This is a genomic window from Leisingera sp. M523 (assembly GCF_025141335.1).
Lineage (GTDB): Bacteria > Pseudomonadota > Alphaproteobacteria > Rhodobacterales > Rhodobacteraceae > Leisingera.
In genome coordinates, this window is the sequence record NZ_CP081036.1 from 3599192 (window position 1) to 3622837 (window position 23646).

General features: G+C 61.6%; 19 protein-coding genes and 1 pseudogene. 7 read left to right on the forward strand and 13 right to left on the reverse strand.

Translation table 11 applies throughout. The features are described 5' to 3' along the window. Positions 1-60: 60 nt before the first annotated feature. Positions 61-2397: an aldehyde dehydrogenase family protein gene (locus tag K3557_RS17890; protein WP_259995382.1), complete on the reverse strand. Its 2337-nt coding sequence runs from the start codon at positions 2395-2397 to the stop codon at positions 61-63. A gap of 11 nt (positions 2398-2408) precedes the next feature. Beyond that, the gene (gene deoC / locus K3557_RS17895) at positions 2409-3398 is read right to left on the reverse strand and encodes a deoxyribose-phosphate aldolase (protein ID WP_259988992.1); all 990 of its coding nucleotides are present in this window, start codon (positions 3396-3398) and stop codon (positions 2409-2411) included. 246 nt (positions 3399-3644) lie between these two features. On the opposite strand from deoC, the gene mutL reads away from it, so the two are divergent. Genes mutL through K3557_RS17910 form a run of 3 tightly spaced genes read left to right on the forward strand, consistent with a single transcriptional unit; the run spans position 3645 to position 8301 of the window. Then, complete coding sequence (mutL, locus tag K3557_RS17900) at positions 3645-5576, forward strand: DNA mismatch repair endonuclease MutL (RefSeq protein WP_259995385.1); 1932 nt, start codon at positions 3645-3647, stop codon at positions 5574-5576. Positions 5577-5607: 31 nt separating this feature from the next. Next, entirely contained in the window at positions 5608-6990 is a 1383-nt protein-coding gene (rmuC, locus tag K3557_RS17905; protein WP_259995387.1) for a DNA recombination protein RmuC, read from the forward strand. Continuing rightward, positions 6991-8301, forward strand: coding sequence for an adenylate/guanylate cyclase domain-containing protein (locus tag K3557_RS17910; protein ID WP_259995389.1), 1311 nt, complete (start codon positions 6991-6993; stop codon positions 8299-8301). A gap of 9 nt (positions 8302-8310) precedes the next feature. Here K3557_RS17910 and K3557_RS17915 read toward each other — a convergent pair. Both K3557_RS17915 and truB read right to left on the reverse strand, forming a co-directional pair. Next, a pseudogene (locus tag K3557_RS17915) lies at positions 8311-9084 on the reverse strand (IS5 family transposase). 92 nt (positions 9085-9176) lie between these two features. Further along, complete coding sequence (gene truB, locus K3557_RS17920; protein ID WP_134830941.1) at positions 9177-10088, reverse strand: tRNA pseudouridine(55) synthase TruB; 912 nt, start codon at positions 10086-10088, stop codon at positions 9177-9179. Between the two features lie 164 nt (positions 10089-10252). On the opposite strand from truB, the gene K3557_RS17925 reads away from it, so the two are divergent. After that, positions 10253-10906 (forward strand): RluA family pseudouridine synthase, encoded by a 654-nt coding sequence (locus tag K3557_RS17925; protein ID WP_259995391.1) that lies wholly within the window; start codon positions 10253-10255, stop codon positions 10904-10906. A gap of 8 nt (positions 10907-10914) precedes the next feature. Here the strand turns inward: K3557_RS17925 and K3557_RS17930 are convergent, their stop codons facing one another. Next, a complete protein-coding gene (locus K3557_RS17930; RefSeq protein WP_259995393.1) occupies positions 10915-11445 on the reverse strand; it encodes a helix-turn-helix domain-containing protein in 531 nt (176 codons plus the stop codon). 131 nt (positions 11446-11576) lie between these two features. Here K3557_RS17930 and K3557_RS17935 point away from each other — a divergent pair, with 131 nt between their 5' ends. Together K3557_RS17935 and K3557_RS17940 are read left to right on the forward strand one after the other, a co-directional pair. Then, positions 11577-12290 carry an AzlC family ABC transporter permease gene (locus K3557_RS17935; protein WP_259995395.1) on the forward strand — a complete coding sequence of 238 codons (714 nt, stop codon included), beginning with the start codon at positions 11577-11579 and terminating at the stop codon, positions 12288-12290. Next, positions 12283-12576: an AzlD family protein gene (locus K3557_RS17940; protein ID WP_259995397.1), complete on the forward strand. Its 294-nt coding sequence runs from the start codon at positions 12283-12285 to the stop codon at positions 12574-12576. The genes K3557_RS17935 and K3557_RS17940 overlap by 8 nt, the downstream gene beginning before the upstream one ends. Before the next feature lie 178 nt (positions 12577-12754). Here K3557_RS17940 and K3557_RS17945 read toward each other — a convergent pair whose 3' ends face one another. Continuing rightward, positions 12755-14194 carry an aldehyde dehydrogenase family protein gene (locus K3557_RS17945; protein WP_259995399.1) on the reverse strand — a complete coding sequence of 480 codons (1440 nt, stop codon included), beginning with the start codon at positions 14192-14194 and terminating at the stop codon, positions 12755-12757. A gap of 277 nt (positions 14195-14471) precedes the next feature. Between K3557_RS17945 and K3557_RS17950 the strand changes: the two genes are divergently transcribed. Next, positions 14472-15125, forward strand: a complete 654-nt coding sequence (locus K3557_RS17950; protein ID WP_134830944.1) for a peroxiredoxin — start codon at positions 14472-14474, stop codon at positions 15123-15125. Positions 15126-15189: 64 nt separating this feature from the next. Here the strand turns inward: K3557_RS17950 and K3557_RS17955 are convergent, their stop codons facing one another. The 7 genes from K3557_RS17955 to lspA form a co-directional block, all read right to left on the reverse strand. Then, positions 15190-16356 (reverse strand): rhamnan synthesis F family protein, encoded by a 1167-nt coding sequence (locus K3557_RS17955; RefSeq protein WP_259995400.1) that lies wholly within the window; start codon positions 16354-16356, stop codon positions 15190-15192. 42 nt (positions 16357-16398) lie between these two features. Continuing rightward, entirely contained in the window at positions 16399-17259 is an 861-nt protein-coding gene (locus K3557_RS17960; protein ID WP_259995401.1) for a glycosyltransferase family 2 protein, read from the reverse strand. A gap of 100 nt (positions 17260-17359) precedes the next feature. After that, positions 17360-19504 carry a polyribonucleotide nucleotidyltransferase gene (gene pnp, locus K3557_RS17965; protein WP_259995402.1) on the reverse strand — a complete coding sequence of 715 codons (2145 nt, stop codon included), beginning with the start codon at positions 19502-19504 and terminating at the stop codon, positions 17360-17362. A 245-nt stretch (positions 19505-19749) separates the two neighbouring features. After that, positions 19750-21069, reverse strand: coding sequence for a pitrilysin family protein (locus K3557_RS17970; protein ID WP_259988965.1), 1320 nt, complete (start codon positions 21067-21069; stop codon positions 19750-19752). After that, positions 21066-22409, reverse strand: coding sequence for a pitrilysin family protein (locus K3557_RS17975; RefSeq protein WP_259988963.1), 1344 nt, complete (start codon positions 22407-22409; stop codon positions 21066-21068). Before K3557_RS17975 ends, K3557_RS17970 begins: the two co-directional genes overlap by 4 nt. A gap of 165 nt (positions 22410-22574) precedes the next feature. After that, positions 22575-23096, reverse strand: coding sequence for a DUF3035 domain-containing protein (locus tag K3557_RS17980; protein WP_129369217.1), 522 nt, complete (start codon positions 23094-23096; stop codon positions 22575-22577). 55 nt (positions 23097-23151) lie between these two features. Then, positions 23152-23634 carry a signal peptidase II gene (gene lspA / locus K3557_RS17985; protein WP_259995406.1) on the reverse strand — a complete coding sequence of 161 codons (483 nt, stop codon included), beginning with the start codon at positions 23632-23634 and terminating at the stop codon, positions 23152-23154. Positions 23635-23646: the final 12 nt, after the last annotated feature.

Genomic DNA, 23646 nt, shown 5'->3' on the forward strand with positions numbered 1-23646 from the left:
CCCCGGATGGAGCGGCGCTGTATATCTTGACCAGAAGCGGGAAAGCCCTGGGGACCTGTTTCACTCGCCGTAGGGCACCCAGATATTTTTGATCTCGGTGGCTTCTTGCAGAAAACGCTTGCTGTGATCCTGCGTCCAGTCCATCGCGGTGGCGTTGTTGACCCAGGTCCGTTTCAGATTGCCCGCCGATGCGACTTCGATCGCTGCCGACAGATCGGTGGAGGAAAAGCTCCAAACGGCATCCACGTTCAAATGCGACGCCAGCGGCTTGGCCATCTCGGCGTGGCTGCCGGTCAGGATGTTGACCACGCCTGCGGGCACGTCTGATGTTTCCAAAACCTGGTAAAAATCAGTTGCCGCCAGCGGGTAGGGTTCGGAGGACGCCAGCACCACCCGATTGCCCATGGCGATGGCAGGCGCCATTGCCGAGACCAGTCCCAGCAGCGGTGCCTCATCGGCGCAGAGCACGCCAATCACACCGGCGGGTTCCTTCATTGCAAGCGCCACGCCGCGGATCGGTACGCCATGGACCTGACCGTCATATTTGTCGGCCCATGCAGCCGCAGTGAACAGGCGCTGGATCGAGGCCTCGACCTCAGCGGCGCCGGTCTTCTTGCCGGTCATTGCGTCAATGCGGGCGGCAAACTCCGCAGCTCGGGCCGAGAGGTTCTCGCCGATATAGTATAGGATCTGTGCCCGAAGATGGCCGGTGGCCTTGGACCATTTTCCGGCACCGGCGGCGGCTTCAACCGCGTTGCGGACATCCTTGCGACTGCCGAGGCCGACGTGGCCCAGCAGCGCGCCGGATTTGCCATAGACCGCCTGGGAATAACCGCTGTCCGGGCGGGTCTGCTTGCCGCCGACATACATCTTGGCGGTACGGTCCAGCGGGTCTGCCGGGGCGCCAACGCCCTCGAACAGCTCCACCCTGGCCAGCGGTTTGGCTGCGGTCTTGGGGCGGGTATAGGCGGTCAGGCCCTCCCAGCCGCCTTCGCGTCCAAAGCCGCTTTCACGCACACCGCCAAAACCCGCAGCGGCGTCGAACATATTGGTGCCGTTGATCCAGACAACGCCGGCCGCCAGTTTCGGCGCCATATCCAGGGCCAGGTTCACGTTCTCGGTCCAAAGCGTCGCAGCAAGGCCGTAGCGGGTGTTGTTGGCTAGCTCCGCCGCCTCTTCGGGAGTGCGGAAGGTGCAGGAGACCAGCACCGGACCAAAGATCTCCTCCTGCATCAGCGGATCGGCAGGCGACAGGCCTTCAATCAGCGTTGGCGGGTAGAAACAGCCGCCTTCTGGCATTTTCACCTGGGCCTGGTGCATGGTGCCGGCGGTATTGGCTGCGACCATGCTGCTGATGGTATCCAGCTGCACCGGGTCGACGACGGCGCCGACGTCGATGCATTTATCCAGCGGGTTGCCGATACGCAGCCCGTCCATCCGGGCGCGCAGCTTGGTGTGGAAGCGTTCAGCGATGCCTTCCTGCACCAGCAGACGCGAGCCGGCACAGCAAACCTGGCCCTGGTTGAACCAGATCGCATCGACCAGCCCTTCGATAGCTGAATCAATATCGGCGTCGTCAAACACGATATAGGGGGACTTGCCGCCCAGCTCCAGCGTCAGCGCTTTGCCGCTGCCTGCGGTGGCCTCGCGGATCCGGCGGCCAACGGAGGTGGAACCGGTGAAGGCGACCTTATCCACATCTGCCGCAGTGATCATTTCGCCCACGGCACCGTCGCCGGTGACGATGTTGACAACGCCCTTGGGCAGGCCCGCCTGATGGCAGATGTCGGCAAACAGCAGCGCGGTGAGAGAGGTGTACTCAGCAGGTTTCAGCACCACCGTGTTGCCCATGGCGATTGCAGGCGCGATCTTCCAGGCCAGCATCAGCAGGGGGAAATTCCACGGGATGATCTGGCCGCAGACGCCCAGGGCCTCGGCATCCGGCAGTTCGCTTTCCATTAGCTGGGCCATGCCTGCGTGATAGTAGAAATGCCGCTGGGCCAGCGGGATATCGATGTCGCGGGATTCGCGGATCGGCTTGCCGTTATCGAGCGTTTCCAGCACTGCAAACAGGCGGGAATGTTTTTGCAGCAGCCGGGCAATGGCATAGAGATACTTGGCGCGGCCCGGCCCGCCAAGACCGGCCCAACTGCCCTGCACCTTGCGGGCTGCTTCAACGGCGCTGTCGACGTCTGCTTGCGTGGCTTGGGTCAGGGTCGCCAAAACTTCACCGGTGGCTGGGTTTTTACTGTCAAATCCTTCACCAGGGGCGGTGAACTCACCGTTGATGAAATGGCCGAACCGGCTGCCCTGATCGACCAGCCAGGCCAGTGCCTCGGCAGCGCTTTCGGGGGCGGGGCCGTATTCCATGGTGTCGAAAATCTCTTTGATGGTCATGTGTTCAGCCCTCAGCCCATGGAATGGCGGTAGCCGGCGGAGTATGCCCCGGTGACATGGTGTTCCAGCTGACGCTCGATATCGCCCAGCAGTGACGAGGCGCCAAAGCGGAACAGATCAGGCTGCAGCCAGCGGTCGCCCAGTTCGTCCTTCATCAGCGCCAGATAGACGAGTGCATCCTTGGCCTTGGAAATGCCGCCCGCTGGCTTATAGCCGACGCGGTGGCCGGTACGGTCGTAATAGTCGCGGATTGCGCGGATCATCACCAGGCTGACAGGCAGAGTAGCGTTGACGCTTTCCTTGCCGGTGGAGGTCTTGATGAAATCGGCCCCTGCCATCATGCAGATCAGCGAGGCACGGGCGACGTTTCGCAAGCTGCCCAATTCGCCGGTCGCCAGGATCGCCTTCACATGGGCGTCGCCGCACGCTTGGCGGAAGGCCTTCATCTCGTCATAAAGCGCCTGCCAATTGCCGGTCAGAACATGGCGGCGGGAAATCACGATGTCGATTTCCCCGGCGCCTGCCTTGACGCTTTCCTCAATCTCCGCCAGCCGCAGGTGGAAGGGCGACAGGCCGGCCGGAAAGCCAGTGGAGACCGCGGCAACCGGAATGCCAGTGCCCTGCAATGCGGCAACAGCCGTGGGGATCATGTCGTGATAGACGCAGACCGCCCCGGTGGTGAGGCCTTCCATGCCCAATGTGCGCAGAACACCGGCGCTGACCGGCTGCCGTGCCTTGGCGCACAAGCGGCGGACACGGCCCTCGGTGTCGTCACCAGAGAGTGTGGTGAGGTCAATGAGGCTGATGGCTTTCAAAAGCCAGGCAGCCTGATGATCTTTCTTTACACTGCGGCGGCCCGGCAGGGTGGCGCAGCGGCGTTCGATGGCCGACGTATTGGCCTGCACGGCGGCGACCCAGTCCAGGTCCAGCGCCATGCCCGGATTGCGCGGCTCGGCTAGCTGCGGCAGCTGCGCGCTTCGTTCAGCGATTTGGCTTTCCATTCGGGGAGTCCTCAGCAGAGTTCCGTGCGAAATTCGCACGGGTGCGGCATATTGGCAAGCAAGGCCAAGGATTGCAGGCGGATTTTTTGACTGATTGGACAAAATATTGGTGCGCGGGCTGCAATGACGCTCAGAAAACCGGGAGGATACACGTGGTTTGGTGCGAAAATCTTCTTTTACGCGTCTCCTGCCAAAGCCGCGCGCATTCCAGTGGCAGAATCAGCTCCGCATGCTAAATTTAGCGGTATGAGCAGTGCAGAACCCCATATCAGCGAAAAAACGCGACCAATCATCCGCCAGCTGGATGACAGCGCCATCAACCGGATTGCCGCTGGCGAGGTGGTGGAACGCCCCGCTTCAGCGGTCAAAGAACTCGTGGAGAATGCCATTGATGCCGGCGCCGCCCGCATCACCGTAGAAATCGCCGATGGTGGCAAGACTCTGATCCGGGTGAGTGATGACGGCTGCGGCATGACGCCGGAGGACTTGCCGTTGGCATTGTCCCGCCACGCGACGTCCAAGATCGACGGCTCGGACTTGCTGAACATACACACCTTCGGGTTCCGCGGCGAGGCGCTGCCTTCTTTGGGGGCTGTTGGGCGGCTGACAATCACCAGCCGCGCTGCAGGGCATGAGGCGGCGCAGATCCGGGTCTCCGGCGGCAGGCTGGAGCCGGTGAAACCCGCCGCTTTACGGGCAGGCACCATTGTCGAGTTGCGCGATCTGTTTTTTGCCACACCGGCGCGGCTGAAATTCATGCGCACCGACCGGGCCGAGAGCCAGGCGATTTCAGACACGGTGAAACGGCTGGCAATGGCAGAGCCTTCGGTAGGATTCACGCTGCGCGATGTATCGGGCGGCGGTGAGGGGCGGGTGACCTTCCGCGCCGATCCTTTGCCGGGCGATTTGTTTGATGCGCTGCACGGGCGGCTGGCTTCGGTTCTGGGGCGTGATTTTGCCGAGAACGCGTTGAAGATTGATGCCGCCCGCGAGGGGATCCGCCTCTTTGGCTATGCGGCGCTGCCGACCTATTCGCGCGGTGCTGCGGTGGCGCAGTTCCTGTTCGTGAACACGCGCCCGGTGAAGGACAAGATGCTGACCGGGGCGCTTCGGGCCGCCTATTTTGATTTCCTCAGCCGCGACCGGCATCCGGCCGCAGCGCTGTTCATCGATTGCGACCCGCAGCTGGTGGATGTGAATGTGCATCCTGCCAAATCCGAGGTGCGGTTCCGCGACCCCGGACTGGCACGCGGGCTGATCGTGTCTGCCCTGCGCCATGCGCTGGCAGAGGCCGGACACCGCGCATCAACCACAGTGGCAGGCGCCACGCTGGGGGCAATGAAACCGGAACAACCTACAGCTACCGGTGCGCCGCGGATCTATCAGATGGACCGGCCGTCCATGGGCGCACGCAGCCGCGCCTACGCGGCGCAAGCCCCCGGGTTGCCGCAAATGTCTTCCTTCGATGCGCCGCCATCGCCAGGTTTTGCCGAATTGCAGGGGTCCTACAGCGGGCGGGTCACAGAGGTGCCAGTGGCTCCAATGGCCCCGGGTCAGGCCTCGGATGCGTCCGGGGCCACCGCCCCCGGGGCCGAACAGCTGCCGTTGGGGGCGGCGCGCGGCCAGGTGCATGAGAACTACATCATCGCCCAGACTGCCGACGGCATGGTGATCGTCGACCAGCACGCAGCACATGAGCGGCTGGTCTATGAAAAGCTGAAACATCAGATGGCTGAAAATGGCGTTGCGGCCCAGGCGCTCTTGATACCGGAGATTGTCGAGCTGAGCGACAATGACTGTGCCTGCTTGCTGGGCATGGCTGATGAGCTTGCGAAATTCGGCCTTGGCATTGAGGCCTTTGGCGGCACTGCCATTGCTGTGCGGGAAACCCCCGCGATCCTGGGCGAAGTCAACGCTGAAGCGATGATCAAGGATATTCTGGACGAACTGTCCGACCAGGGCGGAACCCAGCTGGTTCAAGCCAAGATCGAGGCGATCCTGAGCCGGGTGGCCTGCCATGGCTCAATCCGCTCAGGAAGGCGGATGCGGGGCGAGGAAATGAATGCTCTGCTGCGCGAGATGGAGGCCACGCCCCATTCCGGCCAGTGCAACCACGGCCGTCCCACTTATGTGGAACTGAAACTGGCAGATATCGAGCGCCTGTTCGGGCGCACCTGAACAAGAACCCCCGAAAAAGGGAGGACGAGCAGTGACACTGGAACAAGCCCAATGGGCCATTTACGCGTTGGCCGGTCTGGCCGCTGTTATTGCCTTGGCTGGGCTGCGGCTGCGAGGCGCGGCCCGGCAGTTGGAACAGGCCAATGCAGGTCTGAGCCAGGAGGCGGCCGGGCTTCGGGCGGAGGTCAAGCGGCTGCCGGAGCTGAACGATGAGCTGGCAACCCTGCGCCGCACCAGCGATAATGAACGTGCCGCCCGGTATCAGGCTGAGGCACAAGTACAAGCGCTGAAGGCAGAACATGCGGCGCGGCTGGAAGAGCTCAAGCAGATGAATGCGCAGATGGAGCACAAATTTGCGGCGCTGGCCTCGGGCGTGCTGAAGCAGAACTCGGAAAGCTTCCTGAGCCTGGTCAGCGAACGGTTTCAGGCGCATAGCAAAACCGCTGATGCGGATCTGGCCAAGCGCCACGCAGCGATTGAAGGCTTGGTAAAGCCGCTGGATCAGAAGCTGGGTCAGTTTGGTGAGCGGATCAAGGAAATCGAGAAGGCCCGCAACGAGGCCTATGGCGCGATCCAGACGCAGGTGAAACATTTGGCCGATGGCCAAGCCGCACTAGGCGGCGAGACCCGCAAACTGGTGCAGGCGTTGCGCGCGCCCAAGACCCGCGGCCGCTGGGGCGAGATGCAGCTGCGCCAGGTTTTTGAGATGGCCGGGATGGCCGAGCATGTTGACTATGAGCTGGAGAAAAGCGTCGGCACCGATGACGGTCTGCGCCGCCCCGATGCAATAGTGCGCATCCCCGGCGGCAAGAGCATCGTAGTGGACGCCAAGACCCCGCTGGAGGGTTATCTGGATGCGCTGGAGGCTGAGACGCCCGATCAGCAGCAGCAGGCATTGCTGCGCCATTCGGGCCATGTGAAAACCCATGTGCGTCAGCTTGCGTCGAAATCCTATCAAAGCGCGCTGGGAGAGACACCGGACTTTGTGGTGATGTTCATCCCCGGTGAAACGTTTGTGTCCGCGGCGGTGGAGACGGATCCAGGGTTGATTGAATATGCCTTTGAAAACAAGGTTCTGATCGCCACGCCGACCACCCTGATGGCGCTGGTCAAGTCCATAGCCTATGGCTGGCAGCAGGAGAAGATGGCGGAAAACGCAATCGAAGTGCAAAAGACTGCCAAGGAACTCTATGACCGGCTGGCGACGTTTTCCAAGAACCTCGCCTCCGTCGGCAAGTCACTGTCGTCATCGGTGAACAACTACAACAAGGCCGTTGGCTCGCTGGAAGCCCGCGTGCTGCCCTCGGCCCGCCGGTTCGAGGCGATGGGCGTGGTGGCTAACGGCGCGGAACTGGAAGATCCTGGCCAGGTGGAAGTCGAGCCGCGCCAGGTGGCACTGCTGGCGGAGGAATAGATGCGGTTGCCGCTGGTTTCAGGCGCGGGCAACATCAACCCCGGCGGGGCGGTGCTGCTGCGTGCGGCGGAATTAGAAGCCGAGCGCATTGTGGCACTGTTGCGGATTGCCGTGTCTGCCGGGCTGCTGGCGGCCTTGGTTCTTGCGGTTGATGCAGTGCAGACGGTGGGCCAGGACTACCTTTGGCACCAAGTCGGCCTGGCGGCGGCAACCCTACTTGCCTATCTTACGGTTGGTGTCCTGAGTTTTGCGGCTATCCGCAAGGGCGTGTTCCGGCACTGGATGATCTGGGCAGCAGTGACCGCGGACGGTGTCTTTCTTTTCCTGAATTCCTGGTTGTCTTTGGTGAATTCCGGGCTGTCCGGCGAAGTTGTCTTTGCCATGCCTTCGGCCTGGATGGCACCGCTGATCCTGGCTTTTGGCGTGTTGCGTTTCAACCCGCTGCTGCTGGGATACCAAGTGCTGCTGGTTGCGGCCGGACTTTTGTGGCTGGTTCTGTGGGAACCGGCGATCGTCTCTGACGCTGCCATGCAGCGGGTGCATCTGGCCATGGCCACACCCCCCAATCTGATGCGGGTGCTGATGGTGGCGCTGGCTGGTTTGGTGCTGATGGTTGCAGCGCTTCGGATGCGGGGACTGGTGCACCGCTCCATAGAAGAAACGCGGCAGAAGGCCAATCTGACCCGCTATCTGCCGGCCCAGATGGCGGGCCGTCTTGCCGGCGGCGGGCTGGAGGCGTTGCAGGAAGGCCGCCAGCAGAAAATGGCGATTCTATTCATTGATATCCGCGGCTTCACCAGCTGGTGCGAGGGCCGCGAGCCGCAAGACGTCAGCAGACTGATCACCGAGTTCCGCACCCGTGTCGAATTGGTGGCGGGCCGGACTGGCGGTCTGATCGACAAATACATCGGCGACGCAGCGATGATCCTGTTTGAGGGTGAGCGGGCTGCAGCGCGGGCGCTGGATTGCGCCGAAGGGCTGCTTGTGGAGATGGAGGCTTGGCGCCAGGAACGGGAGGCTTCTGGAGAGACCGGTCTGGCCGCAGGGATCGGTGTGCATTGGGGTGAGGTGTTTTCGGGTGTCACCGGCACACCGGCACGGCTGGAGTATTCCGTGTTCGGAGACACGGTAAACACAGCGGCGCGGCTTGAGCAGCTGACCAAGACAAATGGCATGGCGTTGATCGCGTCTGCAACCTTGCTGCAGGAAGCCGGCACAGAACCCGCGCGTGGCGGCTGGACCGCGCTGCCGGCGGAGCAATTGCGCGGGCGCCGCAGCGGGCTCGCGCTGTTCGCAAAGGCGCAAGCCTAGGGTCAGGCCTCATAGCCAATAGATGACGGTTGCGGCGAGAGCGATAGCGGAGAGGAAGACCTTCGGGCATCTGCCGTATCGCGTTGCCACACGCCTCCAATCTTTGAGCCTGCCAAACATGATCTCGATCACTGCCCGGCAGTGCATTGCGCAGCAATGTCACGAGAGGGGCGGTGGCGCCGTTTGTAGCGGCGTTTGTCGTATCTGACCTGTGTCTTGCGCTGCTCCCGGCCCGGGATGCAGGCGCGTATCCCTTTGTCTTTCAATGCTTCCCGGAACCAATCGGCGTCATAGCCGCGATCTCCAAGCATCCAGTCGGCATCCGGCAAACAGCTGAGCCGCGCCCGTGCCCCGATGCAGTCGTTGACCTGTCCAGCGGTGACGAGCAGGCTCGGCGGGCGGCCCTGGCTGTCGCAGATGGCATGCAGCTTGGTATTCATGCCATCTTTGGTCCGGCCCCTCTCGGGGCATCACGGTCTTCTCTTCGCCATGTCCGCCTGCCTAACCGGCCATCATCTGCGCAAAGATACCCTTGTCACTCCAGCGTTTCCAACGGTTGTAAAGCGTTCCCCGGGCTTACGCCGCCCCACCGGGGCGACGGTCCTGCCTCACTGTGCGGGCCGTATTCCTCTGGTGCATCCATCCACCCTAAGCCATTGCGGTTTATGAAGATAACTCCACTCAAGACACGCCGGTCATCAACACATGGCTTTCTATGGGACTTCGGGAAATAAGGCTCCAGCCGAGCATCTGCGCATCGGTCAGCCAAAAGAGATCAGACAGGTTCACCGCTCGATTTTTCGACCGGTGAATCATGACGATCAATCGAAATCAATGGGTCCTGACCCTAGCGGTCTGGACCGGTTGCAGGCAGGTCATTCCGGCTGCACAAACACCCGGCTCGGGTGCAATTCACCAGCCTTGTAGATCCCCACAGCCACCGCCTGCCCGTCCAGCGAAGCCCAGGCTTCATCACCGTACTCCACATCCGCGGCCATCACCATGCCCGGGTTGCCATTGCGCAAGCGCACTGCACCCTGCGGGGTGCATTTCAGCTCGGGCAGGTCGGCAAGCCCTTCTTCCAGAGGCCGCAAATATTGGTCCAGATCAGTGGATTTCGCCAACTCATCCACCAGTTCCAACGAGACGCCGTCTTCGGCATCAAACGGGCCGGACCAGGTCCGCCGAAGCTGTTTCACATGGCCATGGCAGCCCAGCGCCGCACCCAGATCGCGGGCGATTGAACGCACATATCCGCCTTTGCCGCAGGTCATCTCCAGCACCACGTGGTCTTCGTCGGGACGGTCCAGCAGGATCAGCTCTTCGACCCACAGCGGGCGGGCAGAAAGCTCTACTTCTTCCCCGTCACGCGCCAGTTTATAGGCACGCTGGCCGTCAATCTTCACCGCAGAGAACTTGGGCGGCACCTGCATGATCTCGCCCAGGAACGGCAGCAGCGCATCCTTGATTTGTTCGTCGGTGGGGCGCTCGGCGCTTTCGGCAATCACCTCGCCCTCGGCATCGTCGGTATTGGTTGCAGAACCCAGCCGCACAGTGAAGGTATAGGCCTTCAACGCGTCGGTTATATAGGGCACAGTCTTGGTTGCCTCGCCCAGCGCCACGGCCAGAACACCGGTTGCCTCGGGGTCCAGGGTGCCCGCATGGCCTGCCTTCTTGGCATCCAGCGCCCAGCGCACCTTGTTCACAACTGCCGTGCTGGTCAGTCCCGCGGGCTTGTCCACCACCAGCCAGCCGGAAATATCGCGCCCTTTGCGTTTGCGTGCCATGCCTAGTCCCCATGTGTATGTGAGGCGCGCCAGTTACCGGATCGCCGGGACAGTGTCAATTTAGCAAATGCCCGGTCCCGAAGGAAAGCCTGGAAAGAAGCACGATAGGGACCGGTACAGGCCAGTGCTTGCCCCTGCCAGCCAGTGGCGCTAGGCAGGCGGTCATGGCCGTTTCAAGCGAATACACCCCGCCGCAGGACCCCCTGGAGATCCTGCACCACGACGCCGAGCTACTGGCAGTAAACAAGCCTGCCGGGCTGTTGTCGGTACCTGGCCGCGGCGCGCATCTGGCCGATTGCCTGATCACCCGCATTCAGGCCGTATTCCCCGAGGCGTTGCTCGTTCATCGGCTGGACCGGGATACGTCAGGTGTGATGGTGTTCGGTCTCACCCCGCATGCGCAGCGGCATCTGTCGATGCAGTTTGAAAAGCGCACGGCGAAAAAGGCCTATGTGGCGCGGGTGGCTGGCAGGCTGGAGCCGCGCAGCGGCACGGTGGATCTGCCGCTGATTGTTGATTGGCCGAACCGGCCCAAGCAGATGGTCTGCAATGAGAGCGGCAAGCCTGCCGTCACCGGCTGGCGGGTAATGAAATACGAGGACGGTGCGACGCGGGTGCGGCTGACACCGAAGACCGGGCGCACGCATCAGCTGCGGGTGCATATGCTGTCGCTGGGCCACCCGATCCTGGGCGACCCGCTTTATGCCAGCGGTGCAGCAATGGAGTATCCCAGGCTCATGCTGCATTCCCAGGAGCTGCGGATCAAACACCCGGACAGCGGCGAGTCGCTGAAATTCCGGGTGACGCCGGAGTTCTGAGGCCCCGGTCAGGGCGCCTCCATCACCATCAGGAACAATGTGCCGGACCGCGTCGCCTCATAGCTATGCGGGTGATCGCCGGGAAAGCTGTAGTAATCGCCCGGGCACAGCAGCTCCTCCTGCCCTTCCAGCCCTGCCCGCATCTGCCCGGAACAGACCAGCATATGCTCTACTGTGCCGCGCGGGTGCGGCGCGGCGCGGCGGATCTCTCCCGGCTGCATCACCACGCGGTAGACATCCCGGCGCACATTCGGCGGGCTGCGGGACAATAAAACGGCAGCGAAGTCTGACTGCTCCGACTCCAGCACTTCACCTTCGCTTGCGCGGATCAGCTTGGTCGCGGGTGCCTCCGTTTCAAACAGCAAACTCAGCGGTACGTCCAGCGCTGCGGCCAGTGCCCAAAGCGTCTCGACACTGGGATTCCCGTTCCCGGCTTCAAGCTGCGAAAGGGTTGATTTTGCAATTCCAGCCTGTGCGGCCAGCCCCGACAGCGACATTCCCGCGCGGCTGCGTTCACGCTGGATGGCGGCTGCAATCATTTGATGGGGCGCTGACATGTTCGGTATTTCACCCTTTTGTTCGACTTGACGAACGACCGTGTCGTTCGGTATACAAAACTTGCGTTCGGTTTAAGCGAAAACATGCCCCGTTTCCAGAGGAACTGCCCTCAATGGCAATCCAGAACATCTCCGCCCGGTCCCCCGCCTTCAGCCAACTGTCTTCCGGACTGCGGGATATCCTGCCCTTGGCTGCCGGCGTTGCTGTCTATGGGCTGGCATTCGGCCTTCTCGCAGCACAGGCAAGCATGGACGGGCTGCAGACCGGAGTAATGGGCACCATCGTCTTTGCCGGATCCTCACAGATCATCGCGGTGGAGCGGCTGGTTGCCGGCACCGGCGCGGGTGCCGCCATTCTGGCCGGGCTGGCACTGAACCTGCGGCTGCTTCTGATCACCGCTTCGCTGCGGGATGAGTATTCCGGACGGCCCTGGTGGCAAGTGCTGCTAGGGGTGCATCTGGCCACCGACGAGAATTGGGCCCTGATGCACGCGATGCGCGCCCGCGGCCATCAAGCCGGTTACTGGTACTTGATTGGCGGCGGCATCGGGCTGATTGCAGTCTGGGTGCTGTCCACAGTGGCAGGCGCGGGTTTTGCCAGCACTGTGCCTGAACCCAAGGCCCTGGGCATGGATTTTGCCTTCACCGCAGCTTTCATCGCCATTCTCCGGTCGCTGTGGAGCGGCTCAACCATGGTGTTGCCCTGGGCCTGTTCTGCGGCCATCGTTTTGCTGACCGGCCTGTTAACGCCGCTGGACCCTACCTGGACACTGATCCTGGGCGGTCTGGGCGGAGCGGTCCTTGCCGGAGTGCTGAATGATGACTGAAACATGGATCCTGATTTTCGGGCTGGCAGCGGCTACTTTTGCGGTACGGCTGTCCGGTTATCTCCTAGGCCAACGGCTGCCGGATCACGGCCCTTGGGCGCGCGGTCTGCAGGCGCTGCCGGGCTGCCTGATCCTGTCGCTGGTCACCTACCTCTTGATGCAGAGCGGCCCGCAGGAATGGGCAGCCGGAACGGTGGCCCTGGCAGTGGCTCTTGCCACCCGCAGCCTGCCCCTGACCATGGCTGCCGGAATAGCTGCAATCTGCCTGCTTAGAGCCTATTTCTGACCAACCCCGCGCAGGCCCCCTGCCCGTGCGCAGCACGGGCCACGCCCAAGGCTGAGGGCCGCCCGGCGCAGCCGGGGGGATTGAAGACGCGGGAGCACTGCCGATGCCCCAAAAGCAACGCCGCAAAAAAGAAAGCCGCCCGGGCAGGCGGCTTTCCATGACTTCGAAGGTTGCAGACTTATTCAGCCGCCCAGCCGCCGACGGCCTTCACTTCCAGGAAGTCCTCGATGCCCCACTTGCCGCCCTCGCGGCCCTTACCGGACTGCTTCATGCCGCCAAAGGGCGAACCGGCCGAGCGCGACTTGCCGTTCATCTCGACCATGCCAGAGCGCAGCGCGCGAGCCATGCGGTTGGCGCGGGCCCCGTCCTGGGTCTGCACATAGTTGGTGAGGCCATAAGGCGTGTCGTTGGCGATCTCGATCGCTTCTTCCTCATTTTCAAACGGCAGGATTGCCAGCACCGGGCCAAAGATCTCTTCGCGCGCAATAGTCATCTGGTTGTTCACATCGGCAAAAACGGTGGGCTTTACATAGTAGCCCTTGTTCAAACCGTCCGGGCGCCCAGTGCCGCCGGCAATCAGCTTGGCGCCTTCATCGATGCCCTGCTGGATCAGATCCTGGATCTTGGTCCACTGCATCTCGTTCACCACAGGGCCGATGTGACGGCCTTCCTGGCTGGCCGGGCCGACCTCGATCTTGGCTGCCACTTCTGCGGCTTCGGCAACCACGCGGTCGTAGATGCTGTTCTGCACCAGCATCCGGCTGGGCGCATTGCAGCTTTGACCGGTGTTTTGCATCATGTGCAGCACACCGCGCTTCACGGCCTTCTCATCTGCATCCTCAAAGATCACATTGGCGCCTTTGCCGCCCAGCTCCAGATCCACCTTCTTCAGGGTTGGCGCGGCAGCCTGGGTGATTGCAATTCCCGCTCGGGTGGAGCCAGTGAAGGAGATCATGTCCACATCCGGATGGGTGGTCAGCTGCGAGCCAACGCCCATGCCGTCGCCGTTCACCAGGTTAAACACACCCGCAGGGAAGCCGGCCTCGTCCATCAATTCGGCAAAGATCATCGCATTCAGCGGGCTTTGTTCCGAGGGCTTCAGCACCATGGTGCAGCCGGCAACCGCTGCTGCACCGACCTTGAGCGTCACCTGGTTCATCGGCCAGTTCCACGGCGTGATCAGCGCGCAGACGCCCACCGCCTCGTGGATGATGCGGTCGTTGGGGCTGCGGTCGTTCAGCGGCGCGTCAAAGTCGAATTCTTTGGCCGCAGCGATGAAGTTGCGCAGGTGCCAGCTGCCGGCACCGACTTGCGAGCTGCGCGACATGTCGATCGGCGCGCCCATTTCCAAAGACATCGCCTGGGCCAGGTCCTCGGCGCGGGCTTCATAGACATCGACCAGCTTTTCCACCAGCGCAATGCGCTCTGCCACCGGGGTCGCCATCCAGCCCGGCAGCGCTGCCTTGGCTGCGGCAACCGCGGCGTTGGTGTCAGCCTCGGACCCCAGCGAGATCACCGCGCAGGGTTCCTCGGTCGAGGGGTCAATCACTTCGAAGTCATTAGCGGCAGAGGGGACGACCCACTGGCCGTTGATGTAAAATTCGCGTTTCTCGATCATCTGGGAACTCCCAATTCAGACGTATTTCTGGTATCGGCTTGCCGGTTTTGCGGTCACTCTGTCACTGCACCTCACAGGGAGCAAGGGTCTTTGCCGCATAATTTGATCAAATTATTGCAGGCCCTGTCAATGGCCGCTTGGACCGGTTGCATTCTTTCGCCATGACTGCTTGCAGCAATTTATCGTGGTTTCCCGGCACGGGGGCTGTATCGTTGCGCTAGACTACTTAGGTTGCAGTCAAGACGACTCAAAACACATCTGACAAGGAGATACCGCCATGGGTTTGCGCATTAACGACACGGTCCCGGATTTTACTGCGGAAACGGATCAGGGCACCATCACCTTCCATGATTGGATCGGCGACAGCTGGGCGATTCTGTTCTCGCACCCCAAGGATTTCACCCCGGTCTGCACCACCGAGTTTTCCGCCGTGGCGCAGCTGAGCGAGGAATGGAGCAAGCGCAACACCAAAGTCCTTGGCGTTTCGGTTGACGGGGTGGAGGATCATAAGAAATGGAAAAAGGACATCGAGGAATACGGCAAGGCTGCGCCGGGCTTCCCGATCATCGCTGATGACGGTCTGGCAGTTTCCAAAGCCTTCGACATGCTGCCCGCCGAGGCGTATCTGCCCGATGGCCGCACGCCTGCAGACAGCGCCACTGTGCGGTCGGTTTTCATCATCGGCCCGGACAAGCAGCTGAAACTGTCGATGACCTATCCGATGACCGTGGGCCGCAACTTTGCCGAGATCCTGCGGGCGCTGGACGGTTTGCAGATGTCGCTGGGCAAGGGCGTTGCCACCCCTGCGAACTGGATGCCCGGCGAGGATGTGATCATTCCGCCGACGGTGTCGAACGAAGACGCCAAGGCGAAGTTCGGCGAGTTCGAGACCATCTTCCCCTACCTGCGCAAGACCAAAGCACCTGAGTAACCGGCGCTTTCCATCGCAGTGATTACAAGCCGCTTTCGGGCGGCTTGTTTTTTGTCTTTACTTACTAATGCCCGTCCGGTGCCGGTGGAAAATCCGGTGCCCGGCTTTGACGCAATTGCCGCGCCTCTGCCGCTATGGCTTGGCCGGCCTCGCCCTTCAGTTCGGCAGCAAATCGCAGGGTTATGTCCGACCCGTCCCGGGTCAACCAGCACGGCGACTTCTTGAGGAAGGTGAACCCTGCCTCGGCATGCAGATAAGCTGGCATTGTGTAACTGACGCCCTGGGTTGCGACCGCTGTCAGGATGAAAGCCAGGTAATCCTCTGCCTGGGCGCCGTCTGACAGCAACCTTGCCTTCAGCGCCGCCAGGCTGGGGCGGCCAAAGATGACGGTTTCCTTGGCGATACGCCGGATCTCCTCCTGTGGCAGCTGCGCCAGCCGCTGATCCAAATCTGCAGTCTTCAGCACGGCGCCATGCGAAAAACCATGTGCCAGAACCCATTGGGTAAGGCCGGTTTCACCGCGGCGGACGATGAATTTCTTGTTGTTGGTCAGCGGGAAGCGCTTCCAGAACCTGAGGAAGCCCGGATCCTCCATCAACCGCCCTGACAGCATCAGCGCATAAGAGCAGTACTGGAAATTGCGGCTGGCGGTGGAATACCCCCAATTGATGCTGCGGAAATTTTCTGCATCCACCCGCGGGTGACCGTAGTTGCAGGCGGCAGCCGCAAAATCCGCATCCAGCGCCTGTGCTTCCGTCAGCCAGTCGCCTGCCCCTGGCAGCGGAAACCAGGAGGAATCATTCAGCAGCACCAGCCGGTCAATCTGTTCCAGCCGCGCGCGCGCCGCCAGCAGCCCGTCGCGGTAACCGCCAAAGTCATATCCGAAATTCGGGCGTTCCATGCACAGCCAGCAGACGTCGCTCAGCCGTTGCCGGTCTTCCTCGCTAAGCGGGATGTTGGAGACCACAACCGGGGCATAGCCGCTGGCGATCAGATAGCGCAGCGCGATGAAATGCGAGGCTTGCAGTCCCTGGCTGGGGAAAATCAAGTAGACCGCAGGCTGCGGCCCGGCCGGAATGGCGCCTTCGGTGCAGCGGATGTTGCGGGCCAGGAACGCGTCGTAATACCAGCGCCCCAGCAGCAGCGATCCGAGGCGGCTGGGCAGCTGAGTGATCTGCTGAAACGGGCGTTTCAGCTCGCGGGTGATTTTCCAAAACGGGGACCGTCTCATGCGGGACACCTGTAACTTTAAACTGCTGGAAGGCCAGCCCGGTCAGTCTTGCTGCCATGGCGGAGGGAGGTCTGCGGATTGCTGGACAGAACTGCAAAGAACCGCACGGAAGTAATACCAGTTCTTCGACCGTTTGCGCGCTGAAACCAGGTTCAGCGGTGAGACCAATTGCAGCGACGCCTCCCCCAAGGCCCGCAGAAACCCAAATGGCAAGCCGTGCTTGCGGGCACCATAGACGCGCGACTGGCCCATGTACCAGGCTTTCAATGCCGCGGTTTTGGCGGAGCGCTCGGTGGAATGGCCCAGCAGATGCCGGACTTGCGCTGCGTAAACATAACGCAGCGGCCCGCACTCCGCCTTCAGCCGCAGGCTGAGGTCGTCGTCTTCGTGGAACAGGAATATTTTGGGGTCAAAGCCACCGACCTGGTCAAAGGCGGATTTACGCACCAGCAGGGCACCGCCCGAAAGCACCGGCACCTCGCCGTCCTGCTTCGCGGCATCACGACCCAGCCACAGCGATTTCGCAATCAGCTTGCTGCGGCGTTTGAAGAACAGCGATCCGTCACCTTTGACAATGCGGGTATTGAAAGCGGATGCTTCGGGGTGTGCATCGGCGGCTTCTAACAGACGCTCCAGCGTGTCCTCGAACAGTTCGGCATCGGGGTTCACAAAAAACAGAAACTCAGTTCCTGCCTGTGCAGCCCCCTGATTGCAGGCCGGGCCAAAGCCGGTGTTTTCCGGATTTTCAATGAACCGGGCACCATGCGATGCGGCCAGCGCACGGGTGTCTTCCGCATCCCGGGAGGCGTTATCGACCAGAATGCAAGGCACCGAAGCTGGAATGGAGCGCAACAGGTTCTCAGCTACGGCTGAAGAGTTGTAGGTGACCGTAATGATGGTCACACGGGGCGGCAAAGACTGTTCCATAAGCGTCCCGGCGGAAATGGAAAACCCGGGGCACGGATCGCGCGCCCCGGGTTGTTTATGTGCAGTCAGACTGGGATCAGTCCTGCTCTGCTTTTTCTTTCGCTTCCGGCGCGATTTCTTCGCCGGTTTCCTGATCGACGATTTTCATCGACAGGCGGACCTTGCCGCGATCATCAAAGCCCAGCAGCTTGACCTTCACTTCCTGGCCTTCCTTCAGAACGTCCGAAGGATGGTTCAGGCGGCGGTTTTCGATCTGGGAAACATGCACCAGGCCGTCGCGCTTGCCGAAGAAGTTCACGAAGGCGCCAAAGTCGACGATCTTCACAACCTTACCGGTGTAGACTTGGCCTTCTTCCGGCTCTGCCACGATCGAATAGATCATGTCATAGGCCTTTTTGATGGCTTCGCCGTTCGGGCTGGCGATCTTGATGATGCCATCGTCGTTGATGTCGACTTTGGCGCCGGACACTTCAACGATCTCGCGGATCACCTTGCCGCCGGAACCGATCACTTCACGGATCTTGTCGGTGGGGATCTGCATGGTCTCGATGCGCGGAGCGTGGACCGAGAAGTCGGAGGCTTCGGTCAGGGCTTTTGCCATCTCACCCAGAATGTGGATACGGCCGTCTTTGGCCTGGGCCAGGGCTTTCTCCATGATCTCGGGCGTGATGCCTGCGACCTTGATGTCCATCTGCAGCGAGGTGATGCCGTTTTCGGTGCCTGCCACTTTGAAGTCCATGTCGCCCAGGTGGTCTTCGTCACCCAGAATGTCGGACAGGATCGCGTAAGAACCGTCGTCTTCCAGGATCAGGCCCATCGCAACACCGGCAACCGGTGCCTTCAGCGGCACACCTGCGTCCATCATCGACAGCGAGCCGCCGCAGACAGAAGCCATCGAGGACGAACCGTTCGATTCGGTGATCTCGGAGACCAGGCGGATGGTGTAAGGGAAGTCAGTTGCCGCGGGCAGAACCGCCTGCAGCGCACGCCAAGCCAACTTGCCGTGGCCGATTTCGCGACGGCCGGGGCCGCCAACACGGCCAACTTCACCCACCGAGTAGGGAGGGAAGTTGTAATGCAGCAGGAAGTTGGACTTGAAGTTGCCGTGCAGCGCGTCGATGAACTGCTCGTCGTCGCCGGTGCCCAGCGTGGTCACAACCAGACCCTGGGTTTCACCACGGGTGAACAGCGCCGAACCATGGGTCCGCGGCAGCAGGCCGGTTTCGGACTCAATCGCGCGGATCTCGTCGGTTTTACGGCCATCGATACGCTTGCCGGTTTTGACAACATCGCCGCGCAGAATGCCGGCTTCCAGCTTTTTCAGCGCGGAACCCAGGTTTGCATCGCCCAGCTGCTCTTCGGACAGAGCACCCTTGATGGTTTCACGGGCGGCAGCAACAGCGGCGGTGCGCTCCTGCTTGTCGCTGATCGCAAAGGCGGCGCGCATCTCGGTTTCGCCAGCCGCTTTGACAGCTTCGTACAGCTCGGAGTAATCCGGTGCCTGGAAGTCGAACGGCTCTTTCGCGGCTTCTTCGGCCAGCGAGATGATCAGGTCGATAACCGGCTGGATCTGCTCGTGGGCAAATTTCACCGCACCCAGCATTTCTGCTTCGGACAGCTCGTAAGCTTCCGATTCCACCATCATGACGGCGTCTTTGGTGCCGGCAACAACCAGGTCCAGACGCTGCTCGGGGTTCAGGCGCAGGTCCTGCATGTCGTCAACGGTCGGGTTCAGGATGTATTCGCCATCCTCGAAACCAACGCGGGCACAGGCAATCGGGCCCATGAACGGCGCGCCCGAAAGGGTCAGCGCAGCGGAGGCGGCGATCATTGCAACCATGTCCGGGTCGTTGACCAGGTCGTGCGACAGCACGGTGCACATCACCAGCACTTCGTTCTTGAAGCCGGGGACAAACAGCGGGCGGATCGGACGGTCGATCAGACGCGCGGTCAGGGTTTCTTTTTCGGTCGGGCGCGCTTCGCGCTTGAAGAAGCCGCCGGGCACTTTGCCCGCAGCATAGTATTTTTCCTGGTAATGCACGGTCAGCGGGAAGAAGTCCTGGCCGGGCTTCTGCTGACGGGCAAAGGTCACGTTGGCCATGACCGAGGTTTCGCCCAGCGTGGCAATCACAGAGCCATCAGCCTGGCGGGCAACCTTGCCGGTTTCCAGTGTAAGCGTCTCTTCGCCCCACTGCATCGATTTTTTCGAAACGTTAAACATCTAGCGTATCCTAATTGGGAGCACTCCCGGCCCTCCGGGTCTCCCGTTTGCGTGGCGGCCCCATTGCCGCCGGCCCCCTCTATCTTGCTTTCGCGTGCCGGGGCCTGGCACATCGTCTCAGACAAGCCCGCGCATACATGAGTTTGGGGTAAATTGAAAGGGAAAGCGGCAAGCGTCAGCCACCCTGGGCAGCAGTGTGCTGTGCGGGTTCCTTGGCGGGGCGTCGCGGCCCCGCCTGAAAGCTGTCAGTTGGTGGTTTCCAGCCCCTCGGGGCGTCCGGCAATGGCGAAATGCAAACCGTCTGGATCCATGAAATCCGCGGCAAAGCGGTTCACATCCTCCAGCGTGACCGCGTTGATACGGTCGTTGCGGGTTTCCACATAGCTGATCGGCAAATGGTCCATCTGCATACCCGCGAGGATTGAGGCAATACGGCCATTGCCGTCAAAGCGCAGCGGATAAGCGCCAGTCAGATAGGTCTGCGCATCCTTCAGCTCTTTCTCCGTCACGCCTTGTTCGGCCATGCGGCGCCATTCATTGCGGATCACCTCGACCGCTTCGGCCATCTTGCCGTTAGCCGAGGCCACCGATCCCATATAGACCGCCGCCAGATCACGCGGCACCAGATAGGAGTAAACCCCATAGGTCAGCCCGCGCTTTTCCCGCACCTCGGTCATCAGCCGGGTTTCAAAGGAGCCGCCGCCCAGGATCTGGTTCATCACATAGGCAGTGAAGAAATCCGGATCCTCGCGCTTGATCCCCTTTTGGCCGAACAGCGCCACAGATTGCGGGGTGTCGAAATCCACAACAGTGACACCGCCCGCGATAGTAACCTCAGCCGGGCCCGGAATCGGGTCGCCCTCTGCCGGCAAGGCGCTCAGCAGCTCATCCAGGAGCACACCAAGCTCCTCGGCGGTGATATCGCCCACCGCACTGACGTACAGTCTGTCACGGGCAAAAACCGCCTCATAGGCATCAAAAATATCCTGCCGGCCAAGCGCGGAAACGGTCTCCTGCGTTCCCTTGCCGTCACTGGCATAAGGGTGGTCGCCAAAAGCCATCCGGGAGAAGGCCTCGCCTGCGATTGTGTTCGGGTTCTTGGCATCAGACCGCAAACCCGCCAGCACCTGGGCCCGGACCCGGTCCAGTGCATCCTGGTCAATCCGCGGCTCAAACAGGGTCTGGCGCAAAAGGGCCACTGCATCCTTGCGGTTTTCGGTCAGGAAGCGGGCGGAAATGGACACTGAATCCTTGTCAGCATCATAGGAAAACTCAGCCGCCAAAGATTCCAGTGCGCGGGCATAATCCTGCGCCCGCAGATCACCGGAGCCTTCCTCCAGCAGTCCAGTCATCAGGTGCACCGCCCCGCGTTTGCCGGGGGCATCCAATGAGGTGCCGCCGCGAAAGCGCAGCTCAAGAGCGGAGAAGGGAATCGCGTGGTCCTCGACCAGCCAGGCGGTGATACCGCCGGGTGAGGTGACTTCTTCGATCTTGATCCCGGCCATGGCAGGCAGTGCCAAGCAGCAGGCCAGCAAAGACGCAGCGATAAATTTCAGCAAGGTCATTGTGTCACCTCCTGGCCGCGCGTCATCCAACCGGTGACTGACGTTTCAGGCCGCAGAACCTCATTGGCGGCGGCGATGATCTCATCCGCCGTGACCGATTGCAGGATCTTCGGCCAATCCTGCACATCCTGCACTGTCAGCCCGATGCTGAGCGCCTGGCCATAGCGGTTGGCAATTCCGTTCACGTTGTCGCGGTCATAGATTTCAGCGGCGCGCAGCTGCAGCTTGATGCGCTCCAGCTGGGCTTCGTCCACTCCTGCTTCCAGAAAGCGGGCGATAGTGGCATCCAGCGCCTGCTCGGCCTGATCCATGCTGACACCCTCAGCCGGAACCACAAGAAAGGTGAAGGACGTATCATCCAGCGAGCTGCCCGAATAAAAGGCACCGGAATAGACGGCGACCTGCTGGTCGAACTGCAGCGCATTGGCCAGGTAAGAAGTGCTGCCGCCGCCCAAGAGTTCGGCCAGCAGGTAAAGTGCTGCAGCTTTTTGCTGGGCGCCGCTGTCGCGTTCAGGCGCCAGATAGGAGCGTTGCACATAGGGCTGGGCAACCCGCGGATCCTGAAAGGTGATGCGACGGGCTGCCGTCTGCGGCGGCTCCTGGCTGCGGAAGCGTTCCGGCAAGTCAGGGTTGGCTGGGATCGCGCCATAATACTGCTCAGCCAGCGCCTTAACATCTTGCGGCTTCACATCGCCGGAGACCACCAAGATGGCGTTATTGGGCGCATAATAGGTGCGGTAAAAGGACAGCGCGTCCTCCATATCCAGGCTTTCCATCTCGTGGCGCCAGCCGATCACCGGCTGGCCGTAACGGTGATTCAGATATTGCACCGCCTGCAGCTGTTCGCGAAACAGGGCCACCGGGTCATTGTCGGTGCGCTGGTTGCGCTCTTCCAGGATGACCTCACGCTCGGTGGCGATATCTTCTTCGCCGAGCCGCAGATTGGTCATCCGGTCGCTTTCCATCTGCATCATCAGCTCCAGCCTGTCGGCGGCGACGCGCTGGAAATAGGCGGTGTAATCATAGCTGGTAAAGGCGTTGTCCTGGCCGCCATTGGCGCGCACGGTGGCCGACAGCTCACCCGGGGCAAGCTTGTCGGTGCCCTTGAACAGCAAATGCTCCAGGAAGTGGGCAACCCCGGACTGGCCCGGCGGCTCATCCGCGGAGCCGGCCCGGTACCAGACCATCTGCTGCACCACCGGCGCGCGATGGTCCTCAAGCACCACCACTTCCATGCCGTTGTCCAGGGTGAACGCGGTCACCGCCTCATCTTCTGCCCATAGCGGGCCAGTCAGGGCAGCAGTCAGCGCTGCGGCGGCCAATGTGATCCTTTGGATCATCTGGCATCCTCCAATTTCTGCACATTTGCCCTTGCCTGGCACAGTGCGGTTACTGCTCGTTTGTTTAATGCAGCCACAATTCGCCACCCATTGCCAGCAGAAAGACTGCTGTCAACCTACGCTGCTGCTGGCGTCTTACAAGACTGGCTGGCAGAAAAGTGAGGATCAGAAACCGTCAACCGGCGGTGCGGATGGGGTAGCAGCCCCGGCACGGCGGAATTGTTCGTTGGCGGCATGCGGGTCCAGCGTCTGCTTTTTGTAAAGCTGCTCGTAGCGATCCACCGGCAACAGTTTGATCCGGCCCACACGGCGGTTGCGGTGGCGGAATTTGGCGTCCTCTTCGGCGACCGTTTCGCGCACGCCCGGTTCCACACCATAGCGGCTGGATGCTGTCACAAGGGCCGCATCGCTGGATGGAATGCCGCTGCCAGGAACCAATGCGCCAGGTTTGCCGCCCAGGGCAGCAACTGCTTCTGCCTGCGGATTGGGATCCGTCAGATTGGCGCCGCCCGGCGTCGGGGCCGGCAGGCTGCTGTAGCTTTCCGGCGTGCTTAGCGGCTTGGAGGGCAGAACCAGGAATTCATCCGGACCGGTGCCGGGCTTCTGGATGAGGCGCAGCCCCTTTTGCCCGCAGCCGGCCACTGCCAGCGCGCCTGCCAGAACAATCACTCCGAACGGGATCCGCATTACCCCAAACTCCTGCCTGTTTCTTAGCGCTTCTAGCGCAATTGCCCAGCGAGGTCTACGCAGGCTTTTTGCGCCGCCCGTCAAAGTAGATCAGCCCTGCTGCGCCTGCAAAGATGAAGATATCGGCGACATTGAACACAAACGGATTCTGGATGCCGCAGCACGATGTGTTCAGGAAATCCAGCACGTATCCGTACAGCAGCCGGTCTGCGACATTGCCCAGCGCGCCGCCGATCACCAGTCCGGCCGAGAGCTGCATGCCCTGCGACGCCTTCTGCGCGCGGGCGATCCAGATCACAAGGGCCAGGCAGATCGCCAGTGACATCCCGATCAGAATCCAGCGCGACGCCTCATCTCCGCCGCCGAACAGGCCGAAGTTGATGCCGGTATTCTCTCCGTAGCGGAAGTTAATAAACGGCGGCAGCACGTCGATCCGGTGGCGCTGGTCCAGCCCCATCCAGTGGATTACCAGGTATTTACTTGCCTGATCCGCCAGAAACGAAAGGCCGGCGCCCCAGATCATCCAACGTGCTGCCATTGTCTTAGCTCT